Annotated in this window: 23 protein-coding genes; 22 read left to right on the top strand and 1 reads right to left on the bottom strand. The window is 36.8% G+C overall.

The window, feature by feature from the left end; all coding sequences use genetic code 11:
- The first annotated feature begins 141 nt into the window (after positions 1–141).
- The 13 genes from AHA02nite_RS04620 to AHA02nite_RS04560 all read left to right on the top strand — a co-directional run bounded on the left by AHA02nite_RS04620 (position 142) and on the right by AHA02nite_RS04560 (position 10,628).
- Positions 142–915, top strand: a complete 774-nt coding sequence (locus AHA02nite_RS04620) for a CheR family methyltransferase (protein WP_146814850.1) — start codon at positions 142–144, stop codon at positions 913–915.
- Between the two features lie 18 nt (positions 916–933).
- Complete coding sequence (gene aroC, locus AHA02nite_RS04615; RefSeq protein WP_146814848.1) at positions 934–2,097, top strand: chorismate synthase; 1,164 nt, start codon at positions 934–936, stop codon at positions 2,095–2,097.
- On the top strand, positions 2,097–3,203 hold the full coding sequence (gene aroB / locus AHA02nite_RS04610) for a 3-dehydroquinate synthase (RefSeq protein ID WP_146814846.1): 1,107 nt from the start codon (positions 2,097–2,099) through the stop codon (positions 3,201–3,203). Before aroC ends, aroB begins: the two co-directional genes overlap by 1 nt.
- A 17-nt stretch (positions 3,204–3,220) precedes the next feature.
- Entirely contained in the window at positions 3,221–4,519 is a 1,299-nt protein-coding gene (gene aroA, locus AHA02nite_RS04605; protein WP_146814844.1) for a 3-phosphoshikimate 1-carboxyvinyltransferase, read from the top strand.
- 23 nt (positions 4,520–4,542) lie between these two features.
- On the top strand, positions 4,543–5,796 hold the full coding sequence (locus tag AHA02nite_RS04600; RefSeq protein ID WP_146814842.1) for a tetratricopeptide repeat protein: 1,254 nt from the start codon (positions 4,543–4,545) through the stop codon (positions 5,794–5,796).
- Positions 5,797–5,813: 17 nt separating this feature from the next.
- On the top strand, positions 5,814–6,368 hold the full coding sequence (locus AHA02nite_RS04595; RefSeq protein ID WP_146814841.1) for a ReoY family proteolytic degradation factor: 555 nt from the start codon (positions 5,814–5,816) through the stop codon (positions 6,366–6,368).
- A 5-nt stretch (positions 6,369–6,373) separates the two neighbouring features.
- Positions 6,374–6,838, top strand: coding sequence for a DUF2487 family protein (locus tag AHA02nite_RS04590; RefSeq protein WP_146814839.1), 465 nt, complete (start codon positions 6,374–6,376; stop codon positions 6,836–6,838).
- A gap of 155 nt (positions 6,839–6,993) precedes the next feature.
- Positions 6,994–7,503 carry a QcrA and Rieske domain-containing protein gene (locus AHA02nite_RS04585; RefSeq protein WP_146814837.1) on the top strand — a complete coding sequence of 170 codons (510 nt, stop codon included), beginning with the start codon at positions 6,994–6,996 and terminating at the stop codon, positions 7,501–7,503.
- A gap of 3 nt (positions 7,504–7,506) precedes the next feature.
- Positions 7,507–8,181, top strand: coding sequence for a menaquinol-cytochrome c reductase cytochrome b subunit (qcrB, locus tag AHA02nite_RS04580; protein WP_146814835.1), 675 nt, complete (start codon positions 7,507–7,509; stop codon positions 8,179–8,181).
- A gap of 30 nt (positions 8,182–8,211) precedes the next feature.
- Positions 8,212–9,021, top strand: coding sequence for a menaquinol-cytochrome c reductase cytochrome b/c subunit (locus tag AHA02nite_RS04575; protein WP_146814833.1), 810 nt, complete (start codon positions 8,212–8,214; stop codon positions 9,019–9,021).
- Between the two features lie 70 nt (positions 9,022–9,091).
- Positions 9,092–9,673: a lipoprotein heptaprenylglyceryl N-acetyltransferase LhaT gene (gene lhaT / locus AHA02nite_RS04570; RefSeq protein ID WP_146814831.1), complete on the top strand. Its 582-nt coding sequence runs from the start codon at positions 9,092–9,094 to the stop codon at positions 9,671–9,673.
- A 37-nt stretch (positions 9,674–9,710) separates the two neighbouring features.
- A complete protein-coding gene (locus AHA02nite_RS04565) occupies positions 9,711–9,893 on the top strand; it encodes a sporulation protein YpjB (RefSeq protein WP_146814829.1) in 183 nt (60 codons plus the stop codon).
- A gap of 54 nt (positions 9,894–9,947) precedes the next feature.
- Complete coding sequence (locus AHA02nite_RS04560; RefSeq protein WP_146814827.1) at positions 9,948–10,628, top strand: zinc metallopeptidase; 681 nt, start codon at positions 9,948–9,950, stop codon at positions 10,626–10,628.
- 639 nt (positions 10,629–11,267) lie between these two features.
- Here the strand turns inward: AHA02nite_RS04560 and AHA02nite_RS04555 are convergent.
- Positions 11,268–12,134, bottom strand: a complete 867-nt coding sequence (locus tag AHA02nite_RS04555) for a YitT family protein (RefSeq protein WP_146814825.1) — start codon at positions 12,132–12,134, stop codon at positions 11,268–11,270.
- A 218-nt stretch (positions 12,135–12,352) separates the two neighbouring features.
- On the opposite strand from AHA02nite_RS04555, the gene AHA02nite_RS04550 reads away from it, so the two are divergent.
- The 9 genes from AHA02nite_RS04550 to panD are packed head-to-tail and all read left to right on the top strand — an operon-like array spanning position 12,353 to position 19,287.
- Entirely contained in the window at positions 12,353–12,664 is a 312-nt protein-coding gene (locus tag AHA02nite_RS04550) for a nucleotide pyrophosphohydrolase (protein WP_170235976.1), read from the top strand.
- Positions 12,661–13,464, top strand: a complete 804-nt coding sequence (gene dapB / locus AHA02nite_RS04545) for a 4-hydroxy-tetrahydrodipicolinate reductase (RefSeq protein ID WP_146814823.1) — start codon at positions 12,661–12,663, stop codon at positions 13,462–13,464. The genes AHA02nite_RS04550 and dapB overlap by 4 nt, the downstream gene beginning before the upstream one ends.
- A gap of 12 nt (positions 13,465–13,476) precedes the next feature.
- Entirely contained in the window at positions 13,477–13,893 is a 417-nt protein-coding gene (mgsA, locus tag AHA02nite_RS04540; RefSeq protein WP_146814821.1) for a methylglyoxal synthase, read from the top strand.
- Complete coding sequence (gene bshA, locus AHA02nite_RS04535; protein WP_146814819.1) at positions 13,886–15,010, top strand: N-acetyl-alpha-D-glucosaminyl L-malate synthase BshA; 1,125 nt, start codon at positions 13,886–13,888, stop codon at positions 15,008–15,010. Before mgsA ends, bshA begins: the two co-directional genes overlap by 8 nt.
- An 11-nt stretch (positions 15,011–15,021) precedes the next feature.
- Entirely contained in the window at positions 15,022–16,227 is a 1,206-nt protein-coding gene (locus tag AHA02nite_RS04530; protein ID WP_146814817.1) for a CCA tRNA nucleotidyltransferase, read from the top strand.
- Positions 16,203–17,177, top strand: a complete 975-nt coding sequence (locus tag AHA02nite_RS04525; RefSeq protein ID WP_146814815.1) for a biotin--[acetyl-CoA-carboxylase] ligase — start codon at positions 16,203–16,205, stop codon at positions 17,175–17,177. Before AHA02nite_RS04530 ends, AHA02nite_RS04525 begins: the two co-directional genes overlap by 25 nt.
- A 21-nt stretch (positions 17,178–17,198) precedes the next feature.
- Entirely contained in the window at positions 17,199–18,032 is an 834-nt protein-coding gene (gene panB, locus AHA02nite_RS04520) for a 3-methyl-2-oxobutanoate hydroxymethyltransferase (RefSeq protein WP_146814813.1), read from the top strand.
- On the top strand, positions 18,029–18,904 hold the full coding sequence (gene panC, locus AHA02nite_RS04515) for a pantoate--beta-alanine ligase (protein ID WP_146814811.1): 876 nt from the start codon (positions 18,029–18,031) through the stop codon (positions 18,902–18,904). Before panB ends, panC begins: the two co-directional genes overlap by 4 nt.
- Positions 18,904–19,287 (top strand): aspartate 1-decarboxylase, encoded by a 384-nt coding sequence (gene panD, locus AHA02nite_RS04510; protein WP_146814809.1) that lies wholly within the window; start codon positions 18,904–18,906, stop codon positions 19,285–19,287. The genes panC and panD overlap by 1 nt, the downstream gene beginning before the upstream one ends.
- The last annotated feature ends 32 nt before the right edge of the window (positions 19,288–19,319 follow it).

The raw sequence follows: 19,319 nt of genomic DNA, 5'->3' as shown, positions 1-19,319 counted from the left end.
AGCGGTGATAAATATATTCGTTAAAATGTTAATAAGTGTGTGGTGTAAATCCTCTCACCACAACATTTGAAATAAAACCGTAATTTCTAGCATTAGGCATAAGACCTATTATATAATGGATGTTATGATGGGAGAGGTATTATGAGGGATGATTACATAACGTTTATATCTGATATAAAGAAAAGAACGGGGATCGACTTAGCACTATATAAAGAGAAACAAATGAAAAGAAGACTAACGACGTTAAGAGATAAGCGTGGCTTTGCTAATTTCAATGACTACTATAAAGCTTTAATACAAGACGAACAATTATATTTTGAGTTTTTAGATCGTATGACAATTAACGTTTCAGAGTTTTATCGTAACTTTAATAGATGGGAAACATTTAGAACAAAGATTCTTCCTACATTAAAGGAAGGTAAAGATCGCTTGAAAGTATGGAGTGCAGCCTGCTCAACGGGTGAAGAACCCTATACGATTGCCATGATCTTAAGTGATTACTTCCCATTGGAAGAGATCACGATTCATGCAACAGACATCGATGAGTTAGCTATACAAAGAGCGAAAGAAGGCGTTTATCCGGAGAGATCTTTAAAAGAGGTTCCGCGAGACAAAAAAGAAAAGTACTTTGACAAAAAGGGTAATTTCTATTCGCTATCAGAAGAAATCAAGAATTGCGTACAATTTAGTAAACATAATCTATTAGCTGACTGTTATCGTTCAAGTTACGATTTGATCGTTTGTCGAAACGTATTAATTTATTTCACAGAAGATGCGAAAAACCAAGTATATGATTGGTTCTCACAATCGCTCGTAGAAGGTGGAGTCTTGTTTGTCGGTAGTACCGAGCAAATCTTTAACCCCCAAAGCTTTAACTTTGAAGTAGCTGAAACGTTCTTTTATGAAAAACAATAATTTAAGAGGTGTTTTAAAGTGCGATATTTAACAGCTGGAGAATCACATGGTAAACAATTAACGACAATCGTAGAAGGTATACCGGCACAATTAAATTTACTTAAAGAAGATGTGAATGAATCGCTTATTCGTAGGCAAGGCGGCTATGGAAGAGGGCGCCGTATGAAAATTGAAAAGGACCTAGTATCGATCCTAAGTGGTGTTCGACATGGTTACACACTAGGTTCACCAATTACACTTGCGGTTACAAATGACGACTTTAAGAACTGGGAAGATATTATGGGTGAAGACCCAATTGAAGAAGATCAACATATTAGACGTCAAGTGACAAAACCTCGACCTGGACATGCTGATCTAAATGGTGCTTTAAAATATAATCACCGTGATATGAGAAACGTGTTAGAGCGTTCATCAGCACGAGAAACGGCAGCGCGTGTTGCGGCTGGTTCAATTGCTAAACAGATATTAAAAGAACTAGATATTAATATTGTAGGATACGTAAAAGAGATACATGGCATAAAGGCTAGTGATATTCCTATGTCAGTTGAAAAGAAGATCAAGAAATCTAACGAGTCGCCAGTACGTGTCATTGATGATTCAAAAGAAGAAGAAATGAAGCACTTCATCGATCAAGCAAAACAAGATGGTGATTCAATTGGTGGAGTCGTGGAAGTAACAGTAGAAGGAGTACCGGCAGGCTTAGGTTCCTACGTACAATATGACCGGAAATTAGATTCTAAGATTGCTGGTGCTGTTGTAAGCATTAATGCTTTCAAAGGTGCTGAGTTCGGCATTGGATTTGAAGCAGCTCGTACACGTGGTAGTGAGACACACGATGAAATCGGTTATGACGAGCAACGTGGTTACTATCGTAAAACGAATAATTTAGGTGGCTTTGAAGGTGGTATGACGACAGGGATGCCAATTGTTGTTAAAGGGGTTATGAAACCAATCCCAACTTTATATAAGCCTTTAGAAAGTGTAGATATTAATTCGAAAGAACCGTTTCAAGCTAGCATTGAACGCTCTGACAGCTGTGCTGTACCTGCAGCAGCTGTGGTTATGGAACATGTTGTCGCTTGGGAAGTTGCAAGTTCTATTATTGAACAGTTTCCATCAGATTACATGGATCAATTAAAGCAATCTGTAAATGAGTATCGAGAAAGGATTAGAACGTTTTAATGAGAGAAATTAACGTTAATACTTCTAAAGGATATCGTATTTTGATCGGTTCAAACTTAAGATATGAGATTGGCACTCTCATCGAATCGTTTCAGTTCAACAAAGTCGCTATTATTACAGATGAAAATGTAGCGAACTTTTATTTGGATGATGTTACACATGCGCTGTCTCCACACGTTTCAACTGTTAACTATGTAGTACAAGCAGGTGAACGTTCCAAGTCGTTCGCTGAATTTGAACGAATTCAGCAATTTTTACTAGATGAGCAGTTGGATCGTAATTCAGCTGTATTAGCATTAGGTGGAGGTGTTGTCGGTGACCTGGCTGGCTTTGTCGCTTCAACATATATGAGAGGGATCGGCTTCATACAAATGCCATCCACGTTGTTAGCGCATGACAGTAGTGTTGGGGGCAAAGTTGCGATTAACCTATCTAATGTAAAGAATGTAATCGGTCAGTTTTACCAACCTGACCTCGTAATCTATGACCAAGTCATGTTAGCGACGTTGAGTGACAGAGAATTTAGATCAGGTTTAGCTGAAGTTATTAAACATGGTTTCATTCAAAATGGTTCTTTACTTGAGAGCTTATTGAATAAATCGCAAATTTCTATTCATGACCCTGACTTTTCTAATATTCTCGAAGACTCGATACACGTTAAACGAGAAATAGTAGAAAATGATGAACGTGAGTCTAATATTAGACAATATTTAAACTTAGGACACACATTAGGTCATGCAATTGAATCAGTTTATTCAAGTTATTCTCTAACCCATGGTGAATCTGTTATGATTGGAATTCTGTTCGACTTATACGTTTCTGATCTAGAGAATGAAAGAGGTCAATCTAACTTACTCAACCAATCATTAATTGATTGGTTAACATCATTAGGATATAAATTAACTATTAATGATTGGGAAAGTGAAAAGTTAATCAAATCCATGTTAGCGGATAAAAAGAATGATAATCAACAAATCGCACTGATTTTGTTAACAACGTATGGAAACCCTTATGTTAAACATTTTGATCAAAAAGTAATCGAATCCTATTTAGAAGGGTTTATTAGTTATATATCACAAACCCCAAATGTAAAGGCGTTATGTTAGAGGTGAGGAGGGATCATTTGGCAGAGCAATTTCATTATAAAGGTGGATTAATCAATGGGAAGGTTAAAGTTCCTGGTGATAAATCGATTTCTCATAGAGCTGTTATGTTAGCTTCAATCGCAGACGGGGAAACAGTCATTGATCGTTTTTTACACTCAGAAGATTGTCGAAGGACGATTGAAGCGTTTAAATCGTTGGGGGTACATATTAGTGAAAATGGTGAACAAGTTAAAGTATTAGGTAAAGGTGTCAACTCCTTAAGACAGCCTAATACTACACTAGATATGGGTAATTCGGGCACGACAACAAGACTTTTAATTGGATTGTTGTCAGCATTACCTTTTAACACCCATTTAAATGGTGATGAATCATTAATTAACCGTCCTATGGGGAGAGTCCTTAACCCATTAACAGAGATGGGTGCTCAATTCTTCCCAATGAAAGATGAAAACAAACTACCGTTGCAAGTAAAAGGTGGACAGTTGCAGCCGATTACTTATCGTTTACCAGTAGACAGTGCTCAAGTTAAATCATCGATCTTGTTAGCTGGATTACTAACAAACGGAACGACTACAGTCATTGAAAATAATCCGACAAGAGACCATACAGAAAAAATGTTATCAGCTTTTGGAGGCTCTGTTGAAGTTGACGGACAACACATTAAGGTTAGTGGTAAACAATCATTAAAATCAACGAATATTACTGTACCTGGCGACCAATCATCAGCTGCATTTTGGATCGCAGTTGCAGTTATAACACCAGGTAGCCATTTAATCCTCGAAGAAGTAGGGGTTAACTCAACACGAATGGGACTTGTGAATGTGTTAAAGCGAATGGGAGCTAATATTAACGTTTCCGTTGAACGTTATATTGGAGACGAGCCTGTTGGTACAATAGAAGTGGCATATTCAGAGCTCATTCCGACAACTATTACAGAACAGGAGATTCCAAGTATGGTTGATGAAATACCTTTATTAGCTCTTATTGCAACTCAAACTAAAGGTGAAATGAAAATTAACCATATTAAAGAATTACGTTATAAAGAAACAGACCGAATTGAGGCGACAGTTAGCATATTACAAAACCTTGGGGCAACAGTCTTTTCATCAGAAGATCAAATTGTAGTTAAAGGTCCTACACAATTAAAAGGTGGTTCTGTCCAATCTGAGAATGACCACCGTATGGCTATGATGGCTGTTATTGCTTCAATCATAAGTGATGAACCTGTTACAATTGATGAAACGGATTGTATTAATGTCTCCTATCCAACGTTTTTTGAAGATATGAGACTAATCATGAAGGAAATTGAACTGTGAAAATAGAAAGGTGAATTTAAGTTATGGAAACAATTAGCGAAGCATTGACACTTAAAGAGGAAGGAAAAGTTAACGAAGCTGTGCAACTGTTAAAGAGTTATGTTGCAGAAGCCGAAGATGCAGAGCGATTCGATATTGCGCAATTACTTCATGAGTGGGGCTTGCTAAATGATGCAAGAGATGTTTATGAAGATATGCTTCTGTTATACCCAGATGATGACCAAATTAGATTGCTGCTAGCTGAAATTTATACTGACTTAGGTGAAGACGAGCTAGTATTAGAAACTCTCGGAGAAATTAAAGAAGACTCAGAGTTTTATACGACAGCCTTAGTTCAATTAGCTGACTTTTATCAGTCTCAAGGTTTATTTGAAGTAGCTGAACAAAAGCTCAAAGAAGCTAAGTCAATTGATTCTGAAGAGCCAATCATTGATTTAGCATTAGCAGAATTAGCGTTCTCTAATGGTGAATACCAAAAGTCAATTCCTTTTTATAAAAAAGTGGACAAGGAAGCACCAAGTATTGATGTTGTTAACATTAAAGAACGTTTGGCTGAATCGTTATCTTCAGTTGGTGACTGGGAAGAAGCACTTAATTATTTTGAATTAATTGAACTAGAGACACCTGACCAATTATTTAAGTACGGTTACACAGCCTATCAAATTGAACGATTTGATATTTGTACTAAAGTTTGGGATCAATTGATTGATTTAGACCCAGAGTATACGAGTGTTTATCCAATGTTAGCTAGAGCTTTTTATGAAGAAGGGGCATTGCAAGAAGCTTTTGATACAACAGTACAAGGTATTAATAAAGATGAGCATAACAATGAATTATATTTATTAGCTGCTCAATATGCGTTGAAGTTAAATAAGCAGGAAGAAGCGGTTACTTATTTACAAGAAGCATTAGCAATTGATCCTGCTTATGAAGACGGAGTAGAGTTGTTATTAAATATTTATTTTGAAAATGAGCAGTATGAACAAGCCAAAGATTTGGTTGATCAGTTAATGAGCTATGAAGGTTATCCGGTTGTCTTAAATTGGAGGGCAGCACAAGTTTATAATGAGTTAGAGCAATTTGACCTTGCTAAAAAACATTTTGAACAAGCTGAACTTACTTATCGTGAAGAACCCGATTTCTTAAAAGAATATGGTATGTTTCTAGTTGAAGAAGGTGATCTTCAAAAGGCGTTAAAATTATTGAATGCTTACTTAACAATCATCCCAGATGATGAGGAAGTTCAGGAGTTCATTATGAGAATGCAAGAACAGTAAGTAAGAGGGGGGACGATATGGAAATCTCACCATTACAGAAAAAGGCATTTATTGATTGGTTTTTAGACCATTATGATTTACCTAAGCGTGAAATTGTATGGCTTTTTGATTATTTATTAAAGCGTGATGAGTTGTTAAATAACTTGCACTTTGTATTCGAGGCTCATCTATGCCCAAGGAGCATGATTATATCTGTTCAAGAGGGTGAAGAAAGACCGTTTCGTTTTTACAAAGAACATGTTGTAACTAATGAGGTCGAAAAGGCTTTTCATGATATTAGGATGAATCATGGAGAACCTTTATATGTAGAAATGAATTTCGAAGGGGTTAGAAATTCAAAGGAGTATATTTCTGTACTAGAAGATAATCCGTTTCTACCTGATGATTACTATTTGGAAGACTCTGATTACAAGGAAATTGATCTACTGTTAAACTATGTAGCAAATGAACAATACATTTTAGAATTAAAATCGAAAATTGACCAAGCTTTAGATGAAGGAGATTTGAAATCTTTTAATTTTTACAGTTCCTTACTAAATAACCAGCAAGCAGAGGATCAAAATAGGAGGTAGCTGATATGAAATGGATGCATCAAGATGTGCAGAATTATACTAAAGCTAAAGAGTATATTGATTCTGCCATTATGCCTTTAATACCATTCTCATTTGAAAATGATGATGAGTTAAGTAAGCTGGCTTACCAACATGAGGTCATGCAAATCTTTATGACTCAAATTGAAAAGCAATTAAAAGGCCGTGTTTTTTTATTGCCTGTATATAATTACCTTAAACAAAACAAACTAGAAGATGAATATGAGCGATTAGAAACAGTTGTTAACCATGTTAATGAGCAGCCATTCAAACATATATTTTTGTTTACTTTTGATAAAAAGTGGCGAAAATACAACTCAGAAATTGATGCAGAATTAATTTGGTTACCAGCTCCTCAACAAGGTGATTTAAACCAAGTAGAAACCCAACAATTAGTTCAATCACAAGTCAGTGAAATTGAAGACTTAATTAAAGAACAATGGGGCGAATGAAAATATGACAATCTTGTAAAGAAATTGTGACATTTTTCTATTCTATCTGTTGTTTTTATTGACCGATGTTGAGGGATACGCTATCATTATATTGTCCTAATAAATATGTGAAAAAAACCCTGTTCGTTGATCAGATGGATAGAGGGGGGAAAGACATGAGCGAAAAGAAAAACAATCAAGTCTCTCGTAGGCAGTTCTTAAACTACACGCTAACAGGTGTAGGTGGCTTCATGGGTGCGGCTGTTGTAGCACCAATGGTTGGTATGGCTGTCGATCCGTTATTAAAAGCTGATGGTTCAGATGAATATGAGTATGTAATGGACGTTGATGAAATTACTACCGAGCCGCAACGTAAGACATTCTACATTGACCAACAAGACGGTTGGTACGATACAGAAGCTGAACGTACTGCATGGATTTATAGAGACGAAAATGGAGACATCTTAGCACTATCTCCTATCTGTACTCACTTAGGCTGTGTTGTAGACTGGGAGACAGGTGACCATGACAATGAATTCTATTGTCCTTGTCACTATGGACGTTATGACAAGAACGGAGTTAACATTCCAGGTACACCACCAGAAGGGCCGTTGCATGCCTATGAGTATCGCATTGAAGACGGTCGACTATATCTAGGTAGAGCGAATCCACGAGAGGGGGCGTAATTGATGCTACAAAAGTTATATGACTGGGTTGATGAACGGCTAGATATTACGCCTATTTGGCGCGATATCGCTGACCACGAAGTACCTGAGCACGTAAACCCAGCACACCACTTTTCAGCATTTGTATATTGCTTTGGTGGTTTAACATTCTTTGTTACTGTCATTCAGGTATTATCAGGTATGTTTTTAACAATGTACTATGTTCCAGATATTGAGAATGCGTGGCATTCAGTTCAGTATCTACAATCACAAGTGGCACATGGACAGATTGTTCGCGGTATGCACCACTGGGGAGCTAGTGTCGTAATCGTAATGATTTTCTTACATACATTACGTGTATTTTTCCAAGGTGCTTATAAGAAACCACGTGAATTAAACTGGATTGTTGGTGTGTTACTATTCTTCGTAATGTTTGGACTAGGGTTTACTGGATACCTATTACCATGGGATAACAAAGCGTTCTTCGCAACTCAAGTAGGTCTTGAAATTGCAGAGAGTGTTCCTGTTATTGGTACAGATATTAAGACATTACTTGCAGGTGATCCAGATATTGTCGGTGCACAGACCCTAACCAGATTCTTTGCGATTCACGTATTCTTCTTACCAGCAGCTCTATTCGGGCTAATGGCATTACACTTTATTATGATTCGTCGTCAAGGAATCTCAGGTCCACTATAAGAAGAAAACTGATGATAAGGAGGGAACACTGTGCATAGAGGAAAAGGAATGAAATTTGTCGGAGACTCACGTGTCCAAGACAAAGAACAACGTAATACGATTCCAAAAGATTACTCTGAGTATCCTGGTAGAACGGAAGCCTTTTGGCCGAACTACTTATTGAAAGAGTGGTTAGTAGGTGCGGTATTTTTAATCGGTTTTTTATGTTATGTTGCTGTAACACCAGTATCATTAGAGCAACAAGCTGATCCTAACAACGCTGCATATATTCCTTTACCAGACTGGTACTTCTTGTTTTTATATGAATTGTTAAAGTATGAGTTTGCTGCCGCGGAGTACATCGTAATTGGTACAGTCGGTATTCCAGGCTTAGCGTTTGGTGCGTTATTGTTAGCACCATTCTTAGATACAAAACCAGGTCGTCGTCCATCTCAGCGACCAATTGCAACTGGTATGATGTTAATCGGTGTACTTGCTACTATTTGGTTAACTTACGAGTCGGTTGTAGCTGTAGATTGGGAAACGCGTGAAGAGTATTCAGTAGATAATATGGTAGAGCATGAGGTGGATGAGACCCATCCAGGGTATGAAGTTTATGCTCAAAACTGTATGAGTTGTCACGGTGGCGTATTAGAAGGTGAACCAGGATTAGGTCCTGATCTTCTAGATTTACCACATACTGCTGATACTATTGCTGAAATTTCAGTTGAAGGTATTGGAGATATGCCTGCTGGTATGTTTGATGGTACTGATGAGGAACTACAGCAATTAGCTAACTTTATTGTAGAGAACACTGACACTGATGATGGTGAAGGTGGAGACGAAGATACAGAAGAATAATGACCAAAAAGCTGACTTATTTTAAGTCAGCTTTTTGCTTACATATGACGGAATTTATAGGGGTAATAACATGATTTATTTATTAATGGACCGACGTATTCTTGTATTGTTGTTAATTATAAATACTTTAGGATCAATTTATGGTTTCTATTGGTATCGTTACCAATTAGAAATTACTCCAACGATCTTTATCCCGTTTGTACCAGATAGTCCTACAGCCTCCATGTTTTTTGTGTTTGTTTTAGTCGGGTTTTTACTGAATAAAAACTTTAAGTATATGGAAGCTTTGGCTATGTTGACTCTGTTCAAATATGGAACTTGGGCAGTCGTTATGAACATTTTAACGTTCATTCATGGTCAGCCAGTTTCAATAATGGCCTTAATGCTCATTGTCTCTCACGGCGCAATGGCCATTCAAGCCCTGTTATACTCACCATTTTTTAAAATTGAAATGCGACATTTAGTCGTAGCGGGTATTTGGACATTACATAACGATGTCATTGATTATGTATATGGGCATATGCCGATGTATCCGACGTTATCTCAATTTGAAGAACATATCGGTTACTTTACATTTTGGCTAAGTTTATTATCAATCACGCTAGTGTATCTTTTAGTTGTAAGAAGAACACGTTCTACCCAAATAGCATAAGCATATAATAAATATTAGTTAAAAGGGGCTATTCAAAATGGGTTTAAGTGTGTTGATCATACTTTTCATCCCTTTATATGCTTTAGCTATTGTTGTTGATATGAGTGAAATCATTTTTACGATAACACTCGTCACTTCCATTATTATTGCAACATTATTTTACGTTGGTTGGAAAAAATATAAAGAGGATCAATCGACAAGCAAAGAAATTGACGACTAAAAGTAGTTTGACTAAAATTGACTTTAGAGAAAAATGTGATGGAGGGAAGCCGATATGAGTATAGGGGCATTTTTAATTTACTTTGCGATTTTATTAATTTTACCTCTTTGGGCACAAAGCAAAGTGAAAAACACTTACAAAAAGCATATGAAAATTGCTGTTTCATCTGGTATGACTGGAAGAGAAGTTGCGCAGAAATTATTACAAGAAAATGGTTTATATGACGTCAGAATAGAAGAAACGAAAGGCTTTCTTTCTGACCATTATGACCCGAGCAAAAAAGTCGTTCGTTTATCGTCACATAACTACCATGAGCCATCACAATCAGCTGCAGCAGTTGCTGCACACGAAGTCGGACATGCTATCCAAGATGCAGAAGGCTATGCATTTTTACGTTTTAGACATGCCTTAGTACCAATTGCGAGTTTTGGTTCAAATGCATCGTTCTTCTTCATTATTGCTGGTTTGTTATTCGGCGCAATGCAAATGTTCTTAGTTGGTATTATCTTTATGGCGTTCGCTGTATTGTTCCAACTTGTCACTTTACCAGTTGAATTTGATGCTTCTAATCGCGCGATGGGTCAAATGGTCGGTTCTGGTATTATTGGAAGTGCAGAACATCGTGAGACTAAAAAAGTGTTAGATGCTGCGGCATGGACTTATGTTGCAGGTGCGGTTGTAGCATTAATGGAACTAATCCGTTTCATTCTAATGTTCTTGCACATGAATGATTAAAATGAAATTTTTAAAAAGCTATGTAGTCATAGATGAGGCTGGGACAAAAGGTTTGTAATGTGGTGGAAATACGAACAATTAGTTAGGTGAACAGTCGCTTAGCGGAATCAAAATGCGTAGACTCCTGTGGGAGCAAAGGCCAGGGTGAGACCCCGCAGTGCGTAGCACGAGGAGGCTCATCAGCCGCCCACGGAAAGCGAAGCATTTTGATGGAGCGGTGGTAAAGGATGAACCCGAACGAAGTCAAAATATGATTTCGTTCGGTTTTTTTTGTATTAACAATTAGTTCTGTCCCAGCCTCATTTTTTTAATACGTCAGGATGTTACTGTAGAAACTTGGCTATTAGACAAAATAATGAATTAGAGTCTCAACTTATAAAACAATTTTCTTTTTGCCTTTTGTCGTATTTGTTTTGGGTTTTACGACTAAACTCAAAAGTAAAATAGTCCAGCAGTGGAAATACACAAAGACTCCAATGGGAACAGCGCGAGCCGAAAATCACCCAAAACGACACGGCAGTGAGTTTTGGGAAGTTGAGGCCGTGCCCATGGAAAGCGAAGTGTATTTCCACTGCGGTATGATTAAGCTTTACTTTAATCTAAATATTTACGACATAGTTTTAAAAGCTTAAATTTAAACTAATCAATCGGCTTTTTGTTTTCATCCAATGTAAACCCTTCACCTAACACATCATGTACCGTGGAAACTGAAACAAAAGCATGGGGATCAATTTCATGAATAATGTTTTTTAATTTGACGATTTCATTTTTACCTACAACACAATACAAAACTTGACGGTCTTTACCAGTGTAGTATCCTTTTCCGTTCAGGATCGTAACGCCACGATCCATTTGCTCTGTAATTCCTTCTGCAAGCTTTTCACTATGATCAGATATGATAGTAGCACCTCTTGCTGCATAAGCACCTTCTTGAATGAAGTCAATAATTCTTGCCCCGATAAATACAGCTACTAACGTATACATCCCTTCGACTTCATTTAAGTAAAAGACAACCGATGCAATAATGACAATGGCATCAAATAAAAACATTGTTCGACCCATACTCCAACCTATGTATTTATGGACAAGTCTTGCGATAATGTCTACACCACCTGTTGTACCTCCGAACCTAAAGATAATCCCTAAACCAACCCCGATAAATGTCCCGGCAAATAAAGCAGCTAGCGTCATGTCATCTTGTAATGAAAAAGCTGGGTAGGCTTGAAACACCCATAAAAAGATCGACACAGCAACTGTACCAATGACAGTATATACAAACGTAATTCTTCCTAATAGTTTTAAACCAACAAAGAAAACGGGGATATTTAAAATTAAATTCATAATTCCAGGGTCCCAAGAAAATAAAAAGTACAATAACAATGTAATCCCCGTAAACCCACCTTCTGATAAGTTATTTTGCATATTAAAGTTAACAATACCAAAAGAGAAAATGGCAGCTCCGATCAATATAAATAGTATATTCTTCGCTTTAATGCCGTTTAACATAATAACCCTCCGTCTGCTGTAATCACTCAAGTTATTATATCCAATATTAGCCAACTCATCAATTTGCTCTAGTAACTGAGCATTTCATTAGCAGGATAAAGAAAAAAGTGAAAAAATTAAAATTAATAATTTGTCAAATTCTTATTTGTTAGCTAACATTATGTTAGATTATATAGAGGAAGTGATTTCAAGTGGCAGAGCAACATACTGCAGAAGACATGCAAAAACGTGTTCATGCATTTATAAGTCAATTTGAAGAAGGTTATTTCTCACCTTTAGCTATGATGGCACGTTTGACAGAAGAAATGGGAGAATTAGCCCGAGAAATGAACCATTACTATGGAGAAAAACCAAAAAAATCGTCAGAAGAAGATAAAAAACTTGAAGAAGAGCTTGGTGACTTACTATTTGTCATCATAACAATGGCTAATTCTTTAGACATTGATTTAAATGAAGCATTTGATATAAGTATTTCAAAAATTGAAAAAAGAGATCAAAATCGCTGGACTAAAAAGGAGAATGAATCATGACAGAAACAATCAACATTATTTTAGCAGGCCCAAGAGGTAAAATGGGTACAGAAGCATTAAAACTAATTGAAAGAACAGACCATTTTAACTTAGTTGGATGTATTGATCGTAAACATAATGGATTATCAGTTAAAGATATAGACAATTTACCAAATCTTGATGCTCCTATATATACTGAGTCAAGTGAGGCGTTTGATGAGTTAAATGCTGATGTTTTAATTGACTTAACCAATCCAGAAGTTGGTTATGATAACACTCATTTAGCATTGTTACATCATGTTAGACCAGTTGTAGGTACCTCAGGTTTTTCTGAAGAGCAATTATCGACATTAAAGCAATTAAGTGATGAAAATCAAACAGGCATTGTCATCGCCCCAAACTTCGCAATGGGAGCTGTTTTAATGATGCGCTTCTCTCAAATGGCGGCAAAGTATTTCCCTAATGTTGAAATTATTGAAAAGCACCATGACCAAAAGCTAGACGCACCATCTGGTACAGCTGTTAAAACGGCGCAAATGATCCAAGATGTAAGGCAAACAGAACAACAAGGTCACCCAGAAGAAAAAGAGACAATTGAAGGAGCTCGTGGGGCAGAGTATGATGGGTTCAGAATTCATAGTGTTCGTTTACCTGGATACATTGCTGAACAAGAAGTCACGTTTGGACAAACAGGTCAAACTTTAAAAATCACCCATAGCTCAATGGATCGTTACTCATTTATGAGTGGAGTCCAATTTGCAGTGGAACAAGTAATGGAAATGGATGATTACGTATATGGTTTAGAAAATTTAATGGAATAGTAGGTGAGTTCAATGAAAATTGCGTTAATAGCACACGACCATAGAAAGCAAAGTTTAATAAATTTTATTACAGCATATAAACCTATCTTCCAACAGCATGAATTATTTGCAACAGGCACTACAGGAAAACGAATTATGGATGAAGTTGGCCTTGAAGTGAAAAGATTACAATCAGGCCCGTTAGGCGGTGACCAACAGATTGGTGCTAAAATCGCTGAAGATGATTTAGATTTAGTTGTATTCTTCCGTGATCCACTAACAGCTCAACCACATGAACCTGATGTAACGGCATTGTTAAGGTTGTGTGACGTTTATAGAATTCCTGTTGCAACGAATGAAGCAACTGCAGAAATTATTATTCGAGGATTAAATAGCGGGTGGCTAGAATGGCGTACGATTAAAGAATCGGTAGGTATATATAATGAGTAAACGAATTGGGATCGTTTGTTATCCAACAGTCGGGGGCTCGGGAGTAGTCGCTACTGAGTTAGGCATCTTTTTAGCCGAGCAACAATATGAAGTTCATTTCATTTCAACAACGATGCCATTTAGACTAAAGCGTCTTTATCCTAATATTTATTTTCATGAAGTAGAAGTAGCGAATTATCCTGTGTTTAAACATCCACCTTATGATCTATCACTTGCTAACAAAATTGCTGAAGTCGTTGATCGTGAGCAACTTGATATCATTCATGCTCACTATGCGGTACCGCATGCCATTTGTTCATTATTTGCTAAGCAGATGGCCAAGCGAGATGTGAAGATTGTAACAACTTTACACGGAACTGATATAACCGTATTAGGAATCGATGATAGTTTACAAAATATGATTCGTTTTGCAATTGAACAATCAGATGCTGTTACGGCCGTTTCAGAAAGTTTAAAAACACAAACACAAGATGTATTTGAAACCGATACAGATATACAAGTTGTTCATAATTTTATTGACTCGGAAGAACGTATACCAGCTTATGATGAAGATTTAAAGCGACGCTTAGGAATTAATATGGATGAGAAAGTCGTCATTCATATTTCTAATTTTAGAAAAGTAAAGCGGGTTGACCAAGTCGTCGAAGCTTTTAGTAAAGTAAGGGATCACGTTCAATCTACACTACTTTTAGTTGGTGATGGACCTGAGTATAGTAAGGTAAGGCAAAAAGTAATAGATCTAAAATTACAAGACGACGTGATCTTTTTAGGAAGGCAAGATAATATTCAAGACTTATTGAAGATTAGTGATGTTAAATTGTTATTATCCGAAAAAGAAAGTTTTGGACTTGTATTATTAGAAGCAATGAGTCAAGGGGTTCCTTGTGTTGGGACTAAAGTTGGCGGTATTCCTGAAGTCATTGATGATGGAGTAAATGGCTTTATTTGTCCGTTAGGGGATCTAGATTGTGTATCAGATAAAGTGGTGAATTTGTTAACTGATGAGAGTTTATGGAACAAGCTTTCAAGTCAGTCAAAAGATATTGTAGAACAACAGTTTCAAACAGAACAAATTGTAAAACAGTATGAATCAGTATATGATCGCGTACTAGAATAGGATTGGTCGTTATGTTAGGAGAACCTTTTAAAAAAGCTCGAAATGTCATTCAAGTATTAGAAGACAATGGTTATGAAGCGTACTTTGTTGGTGGGTCAGTACGTGACTATTTATTAGATGTGCCAGTTGGTGATATTGATATAGCTACAAATGCTAAGCCTGATGAAATGTTAAGCCTATTTGAAAGAACAGTTCCTGTCGGTATTGAACATGGTACAGTGTTAATATTAGATGGTGATCATGAATTTGAGGTGACGACTTACCGAGTTGAAGGAGAGTATGATGATTTTAGGCGTCCTGATTCGGTAGAGTTTGTACGTGATATAACATTAGACTTAAGTAGACGTGATTTTACAATTAATGCTATGGCGATGAATTTAGATGGGGACATAATTGATCCGTATGGTGGGCAAGAGCATTTATTACAAAAAGAAATACATACAGTAGGCCAACCAAAGGACCGTTTCACTGAGGACGCTTTAAGAATGTTAAGAGCTGTAAGGTTTGCAAGTCAATTAAACTTTGAGATTGCTCATGACGTGAACGATGCAATTATTGAATATGGCCCACTAATTAACCACGTTGCAGTTGAACGGATTCAAGTTGAGTTATTTAAAATGTTTAAAGGTGTCGGATTAAAACAAGGTTTACATAGTTTAAATTCGACTCAACTTTATAAATCATTGCCTGTTTTCAAAGAAGAACATTCTTTATTAACACGTTTAAATGAGACGGTTAAAAATCCGATCCCATTTGAAAATGTCATGATTGCAACGCTTACTTTATTAAGCCAAGAACATGATTTAAATAACTGGGTGAAGGCTTACAAACTGTCTAATAAGTTAAAAAAAGAAAGTCTGCATCTTCTTAATTGTTATGATGAGTATAGACGTAATGGAATAAATGAGACGCTTGTCTATCAATTAACAGCAGATTATTTTGGTCATTTTGTGGAACTAGTTTTTATTATCGATCAAGTAAGTATCGACGCTAGTGAACTAACAACATTATTTGAACAATTACCGATTCGCACTCGTAGCGATTTAGCAGTAACAGGGCATGATATTATGAGTATGTTCCCAAATGAGAAAAGAGGCCCATGGATTGGCGAGTATTTATCGAACATCGAGCAGCTCGTTTTACAAAGTAAACTAATAAATAATCGAACAGAAATAGAGAGACAGGTGAAGAGATGGAAGGAACAAGAAAGCAATTAATTAATCTTCTTTTTCAACATCGAGATCGTTACGTGTCAGGTCAAGAGTTATCGGAGGTTTTGAGTATCTCAAGGTCTGCCGTTTGGAAACATATGAATGAATTAAAGAAATCTGGTTACGAGGTTGAGGCTGTTACGAACAGAGGATACCGCATCATAAATGTACCAGAGGCATTATCAGAAGATGCTATAAGGTGGGGGCTTGAAACGAAATGGTTAGGTTCAACTTTACACTATCATCCAACTGTTACATCAACACAAAACCTAGCTCATGAATTTGCCCGTGACGGTGCTGAGCATGGCACTGTTGTCATCGCCAGTGAGCAAACAAAAGGCAAAGGGCGTATGAAGCGGTATTGGGACTCAAAAGCTAATGTAGGTTTATGGTTTAGTACAGTTTTAAGACCCCATTCCTTAGAACCTAAAAATGCAACACAAATTACTTTAGTTGCTGCTGTTGCATTAGCAAACGTCATGAAGGAGTATGGGATCCCAGTTAGTATTAAGTGGCCGAATGACTTATTTATTGGCGATAAGAAGATGGCAGGCATTTTAACCGAAATGCAAGCTGAACAAGACCAGATCGATTACATTATTATTGGAATCGGTTTGAACGTTAATCACGAAGAAGCGGATTTTGGCTCTGCTGTATTAGAACACGCAACATCGCTAAAAGTATATACACAAGATCACTACAATCTAAATACATTATTTAAATCAATAGCTCATGAGTTTGAAGTGCAATATGAACGCTTTATAGAGCATGGCTTTAAGCCAATCAAGTCCGATTGGGAAGGTTATGCATACAAGATGGGCGAATGGCTTACAGTACGAGCGCAAGGTGAATGGAATGCTAAACTAATCGGTATCCATGAAGACGGAGCGCTTAAAGTCGTCGATGAAAAAGGTCAAGAACACTTATTATATTCTGCAGAAATATTATGGTCTTAAAAGACTAATAGAGGTGTCTATATGAAAACGACGAAAATGTTATCTCAAAAGAAACAAGCTGGTGAAAGAATCGCGATGATCACAGCCTATGACTACCCATCTGCGAAAACGAGTGAGCAAGCTGAAGTTGATATGATTTTAGTAGGCGATTCTTTAGGTATGGTTGTGTTAGGTTACTCATCAACAATCCCTGTGACTGTAGATGATATGATTCATCACGGTAAGGCAGTTCGAAGAGGAGCACCAAATACATTTACAGTCGTTGACATGCCTTTTATGTCATTCAACATCTCAATAGAACAAACATTAGCTCATGCGAAAAGAATGTTCCAAGAAATTGAACCTTCTGCATTAAAGTTAGAAGGTGGTCGAGAAGTGGCTGAAACGGTGAGAAAACTTACAGAAGCGGGAATTCCAGTCGTAGCTCATATTGGTCTTACACCACAAACGGTTAATGTTTTAGGTGGTTATAAAGTACAAGGTAAGTCAGAAGAAGACGCTAAAAAGCTTCTTGAAGATGCTAAAATTATGCAAGATTCTGGTGCAGTTGCGCTTGTGTTAGAATGTGTTCCTGCTTCATTAGCTGAAATGATTACTGAACAACTCGACATACCTACAATTGGTATAGGTGCTGGTGCATCTTGTGATGGACAAGTATTAGTTTACCATGACTTATTAGAATATGGTGTCGAACGTTTAGCTAAGTTTGTTAAACCTTACGCTAATGTTAATGAATTAGCAGTAGAGGGTATTTCAAATTACGTTCAAGAAGTTAAACAACAACAATTTCCGAAAGAAGAACATACTTATTCGATGAATGAAGAAACATTAAAGGGGTTATACGGGGGATCATGAAGACAATAAAGACGATAGAAGAAATGCAGTTAACGCAAGATGAGCTCCATAAACAACAAAAATCGATCGGTTTTGTTCCTACGATGGGGTATTTACATGATGGACACCTTGCTTTAATAAAAGAGGCACGCAAAGAAAATGATATAGTCGTCGTTAGCATTTTCGTAAATCCTCTACAATTTAATCAAGCAAGTGACTTAGACCAATACCCGCGTGATTTAGAGCGAGACGAAAAGTTGTTAATTGAAGAAGCTGTTGATTACGTCTTTTACCCTTCAAGCGATGCGATGTACCCAAAGCCGTTGTCGATTGATCTAAGTTTAAATCGACGTGGAGATGTGCTATGCGGTGCAACAAGACCGGGACATTTTGAAGGAGTATTAATGGTATTAACAAAGTTATTTAACATTGTTAATCCGAACCGTGTTTATTTTGGATTAAAAGATGCGCAACAAGTGGCTGTAGTTGATGGTTTAATTAATGATTTTAACTTTAATATTGAATTAGTCCCAGTTCCTACAGTCCGTGAAGTAGATGGTGTTGCGATGAGCAGTCGAAATGTTAATTTATCAACTGATGAACGACGAGAAGCTCATCACATTTATAAGTCTTTATTAGAAGGTCAACAACTTATCCAAGCAAGTAACTGGACCAGACAAGATGTAATAGACGAGATTGACAACTTTTTAAAACATACGTTATCAGGACAAGTAGATTATGTCGATTGTTTAACATATCCTGATTTAACTCGTGAAATTACAGAAAAACATGATATAATAATTGCGGTTGCAGTAAAATATCAAAATGCAAGATTAATTGACAATATTATATTAACCCCATCAGGTGATGTTAAATATAGGAGTGAAACTTAATGTATCGTACTATGCTAAATAGTAAAATTCATCGTGCTACAGTAACCGAGGCTGATTTAAATTACGTAGGTAGTATTACAATAGATGCCCATCTTCTTGAACAAGTTGGTATTTTACCTCATGAGAAAGTCCAAGTTGTTAATAATAATAATGGGGAGCGCTTTGAGACGTATGTAATCGCTGGTGAAAGACATAGTGGTGTTATTTGTTTAAATGGTGCTGCTGCAAGACGCGTTCAAAAAGGTGATACCGTTATTATTATTTCATATGTAACACTATCAAGTGATGAATTAGAAGGACATCAGCCAAAGATTGCGATTATGGATGACGATAACCAAATCGGGGAAATTATTGTAGAAGAGCCACCCCTAACTGTCTTATAACTCCCTTGGTTTAGGGAGTTATTTTTATTTTA

The organism is Alkalibacillus haloalkaliphilus (assembly GCF_007991275.1).
In the GTDB taxonomy this organism is placed as follows: Bacteria; Bacillota; Bacilli; order Bacillales; family Alkalibacillaceae; genus Alkalibacillus; species Alkalibacillus haloalkaliphilus.
This window is presented reverse-complemented; position numbering and strand designations above follow the sequence as displayed.

Excerpts from the sequence above, each read along its gene's own strand:
- AHA02nite_RS04590 (WP_146814839.1), top strand. The coding sequence starts at position 6,374 with ATGAAATGGATGCATCAAGATGTGCAGAATTATACTAAAGCTAAAGAG.
- qcrB (WP_146814835.1), top strand. The coding sequence starts at position 7,507 with ATGCTACAAAAGTTATATGACTGGGTTGATGAACGGCTAGATATTACG.
- panB (WP_146814813.1), top strand. The coding sequence starts at position 17,199 with ATGAAAACGACGAAAATGTTATCTCAAAAGAAACAAGCTGGTGAAAGA.
- AHA02nite_RS04550 (WP_170235976.1), top strand. The coding sequence starts at position 12,353 with ATGCAAAAACGTGTTCATGCATTTATAAGTCAATTTGAAGAAGGTTAT.
- mgsA (WP_146814821.1), top strand. The coding sequence starts at position 13,477 with ATGAAAATTGCGTTAATAGCACACGACCATAGAAAGCAAAGTTTAATA.
- AHA02nite_RS04530 (WP_146814817.1), top strand. The coding sequence starts at position 15,022 with ATGTTAGGAGAACCTTTTAAAAAAGCTCGAAATGTCATTCAAGTATTA.
- bshA (WP_146814819.1), top strand. The coding sequence starts at position 13,886 with ATGAGTAAACGAATTGGGATCGTTTGTTATCCAACAGTCGGGGGCTCG.
- lhaT (WP_146814831.1), top strand. The coding sequence starts at position 9,092 with ATGATTTATTTATTAATGGACCGACGTATTCTTGTATTGTTGTTAATT.
- dapB (WP_146814823.1), top strand. The coding sequence starts at position 12,661 with ATGACAGAAACAATCAACATTATTTTAGCAGGCCCAAGAGGTAAAATG.
- AHA02nite_RS04585 (WP_146814837.1), top strand. The coding sequence starts at position 6,994 with ATGAGCGAAAAGAAAAACAATCAAGTCTCTCGTAGGCAGTTCTTAAAC.
- AHA02nite_RS04565 (WP_146814829.1), top strand. The coding sequence starts at position 9,711 with ATGGGTTTAAGTGTGTTGATCATACTTTTCATCCCTTTATATGCTTTA.
- AHA02nite_RS04620 (WP_146814850.1), top strand. The coding sequence starts at position 142 with ATGAGGGATGATTACATAACGTTTATATCTGATATAAAGAAAAGAACG.
- AHA02nite_RS04560 (WP_146814827.1), top strand. The coding sequence starts at position 9,948 with ATGAGTATAGGGGCATTTTTAATTTACTTTGCGATTTTATTAATTTTA.
- AHA02nite_RS04595 (WP_146814841.1), top strand. The coding sequence starts at position 5,814 with ATGGAAATCTCACCATTACAGAAAAAGGCATTTATTGATTGGTTTTTA.
- aroB (WP_146814846.1), top strand. The coding sequence starts at position 2,097 with ATGAGAGAAATTAACGTTAATACTTCTAAAGGATATCGTATTTTGATC.
- AHA02nite_RS04600 (WP_146814842.1), top strand. The coding sequence starts at position 4,543 with ATGGAAACAATTAGCGAAGCATTGACACTTAAAGAGGAAGGAAAAGTT.
- panD (WP_146814809.1), top strand. The coding sequence starts at position 18,904 with ATGTATCGTACTATGCTAAATAGTAAAATTCATCGTGCTACAGTAACC.
- AHA02nite_RS04525 (WP_146814815.1), top strand. The coding sequence starts at position 16,203 with ATGGAAGGAACAAGAAAGCAATTAATTAATCTTCTTTTTCAACATCGA.
- AHA02nite_RS04555 (WP_146814825.1), bottom strand. The coding sequence starts at position 12,134 with ATGTTAAACGGCATTAAAGCGAAGAATATACTATTTATATTGATCGGA.
- panC (WP_146814811.1), top strand. The coding sequence starts at position 18,029 with ATGAAGACAATAAAGACGATAGAAGAAATGCAGTTAACGCAAGATGAG.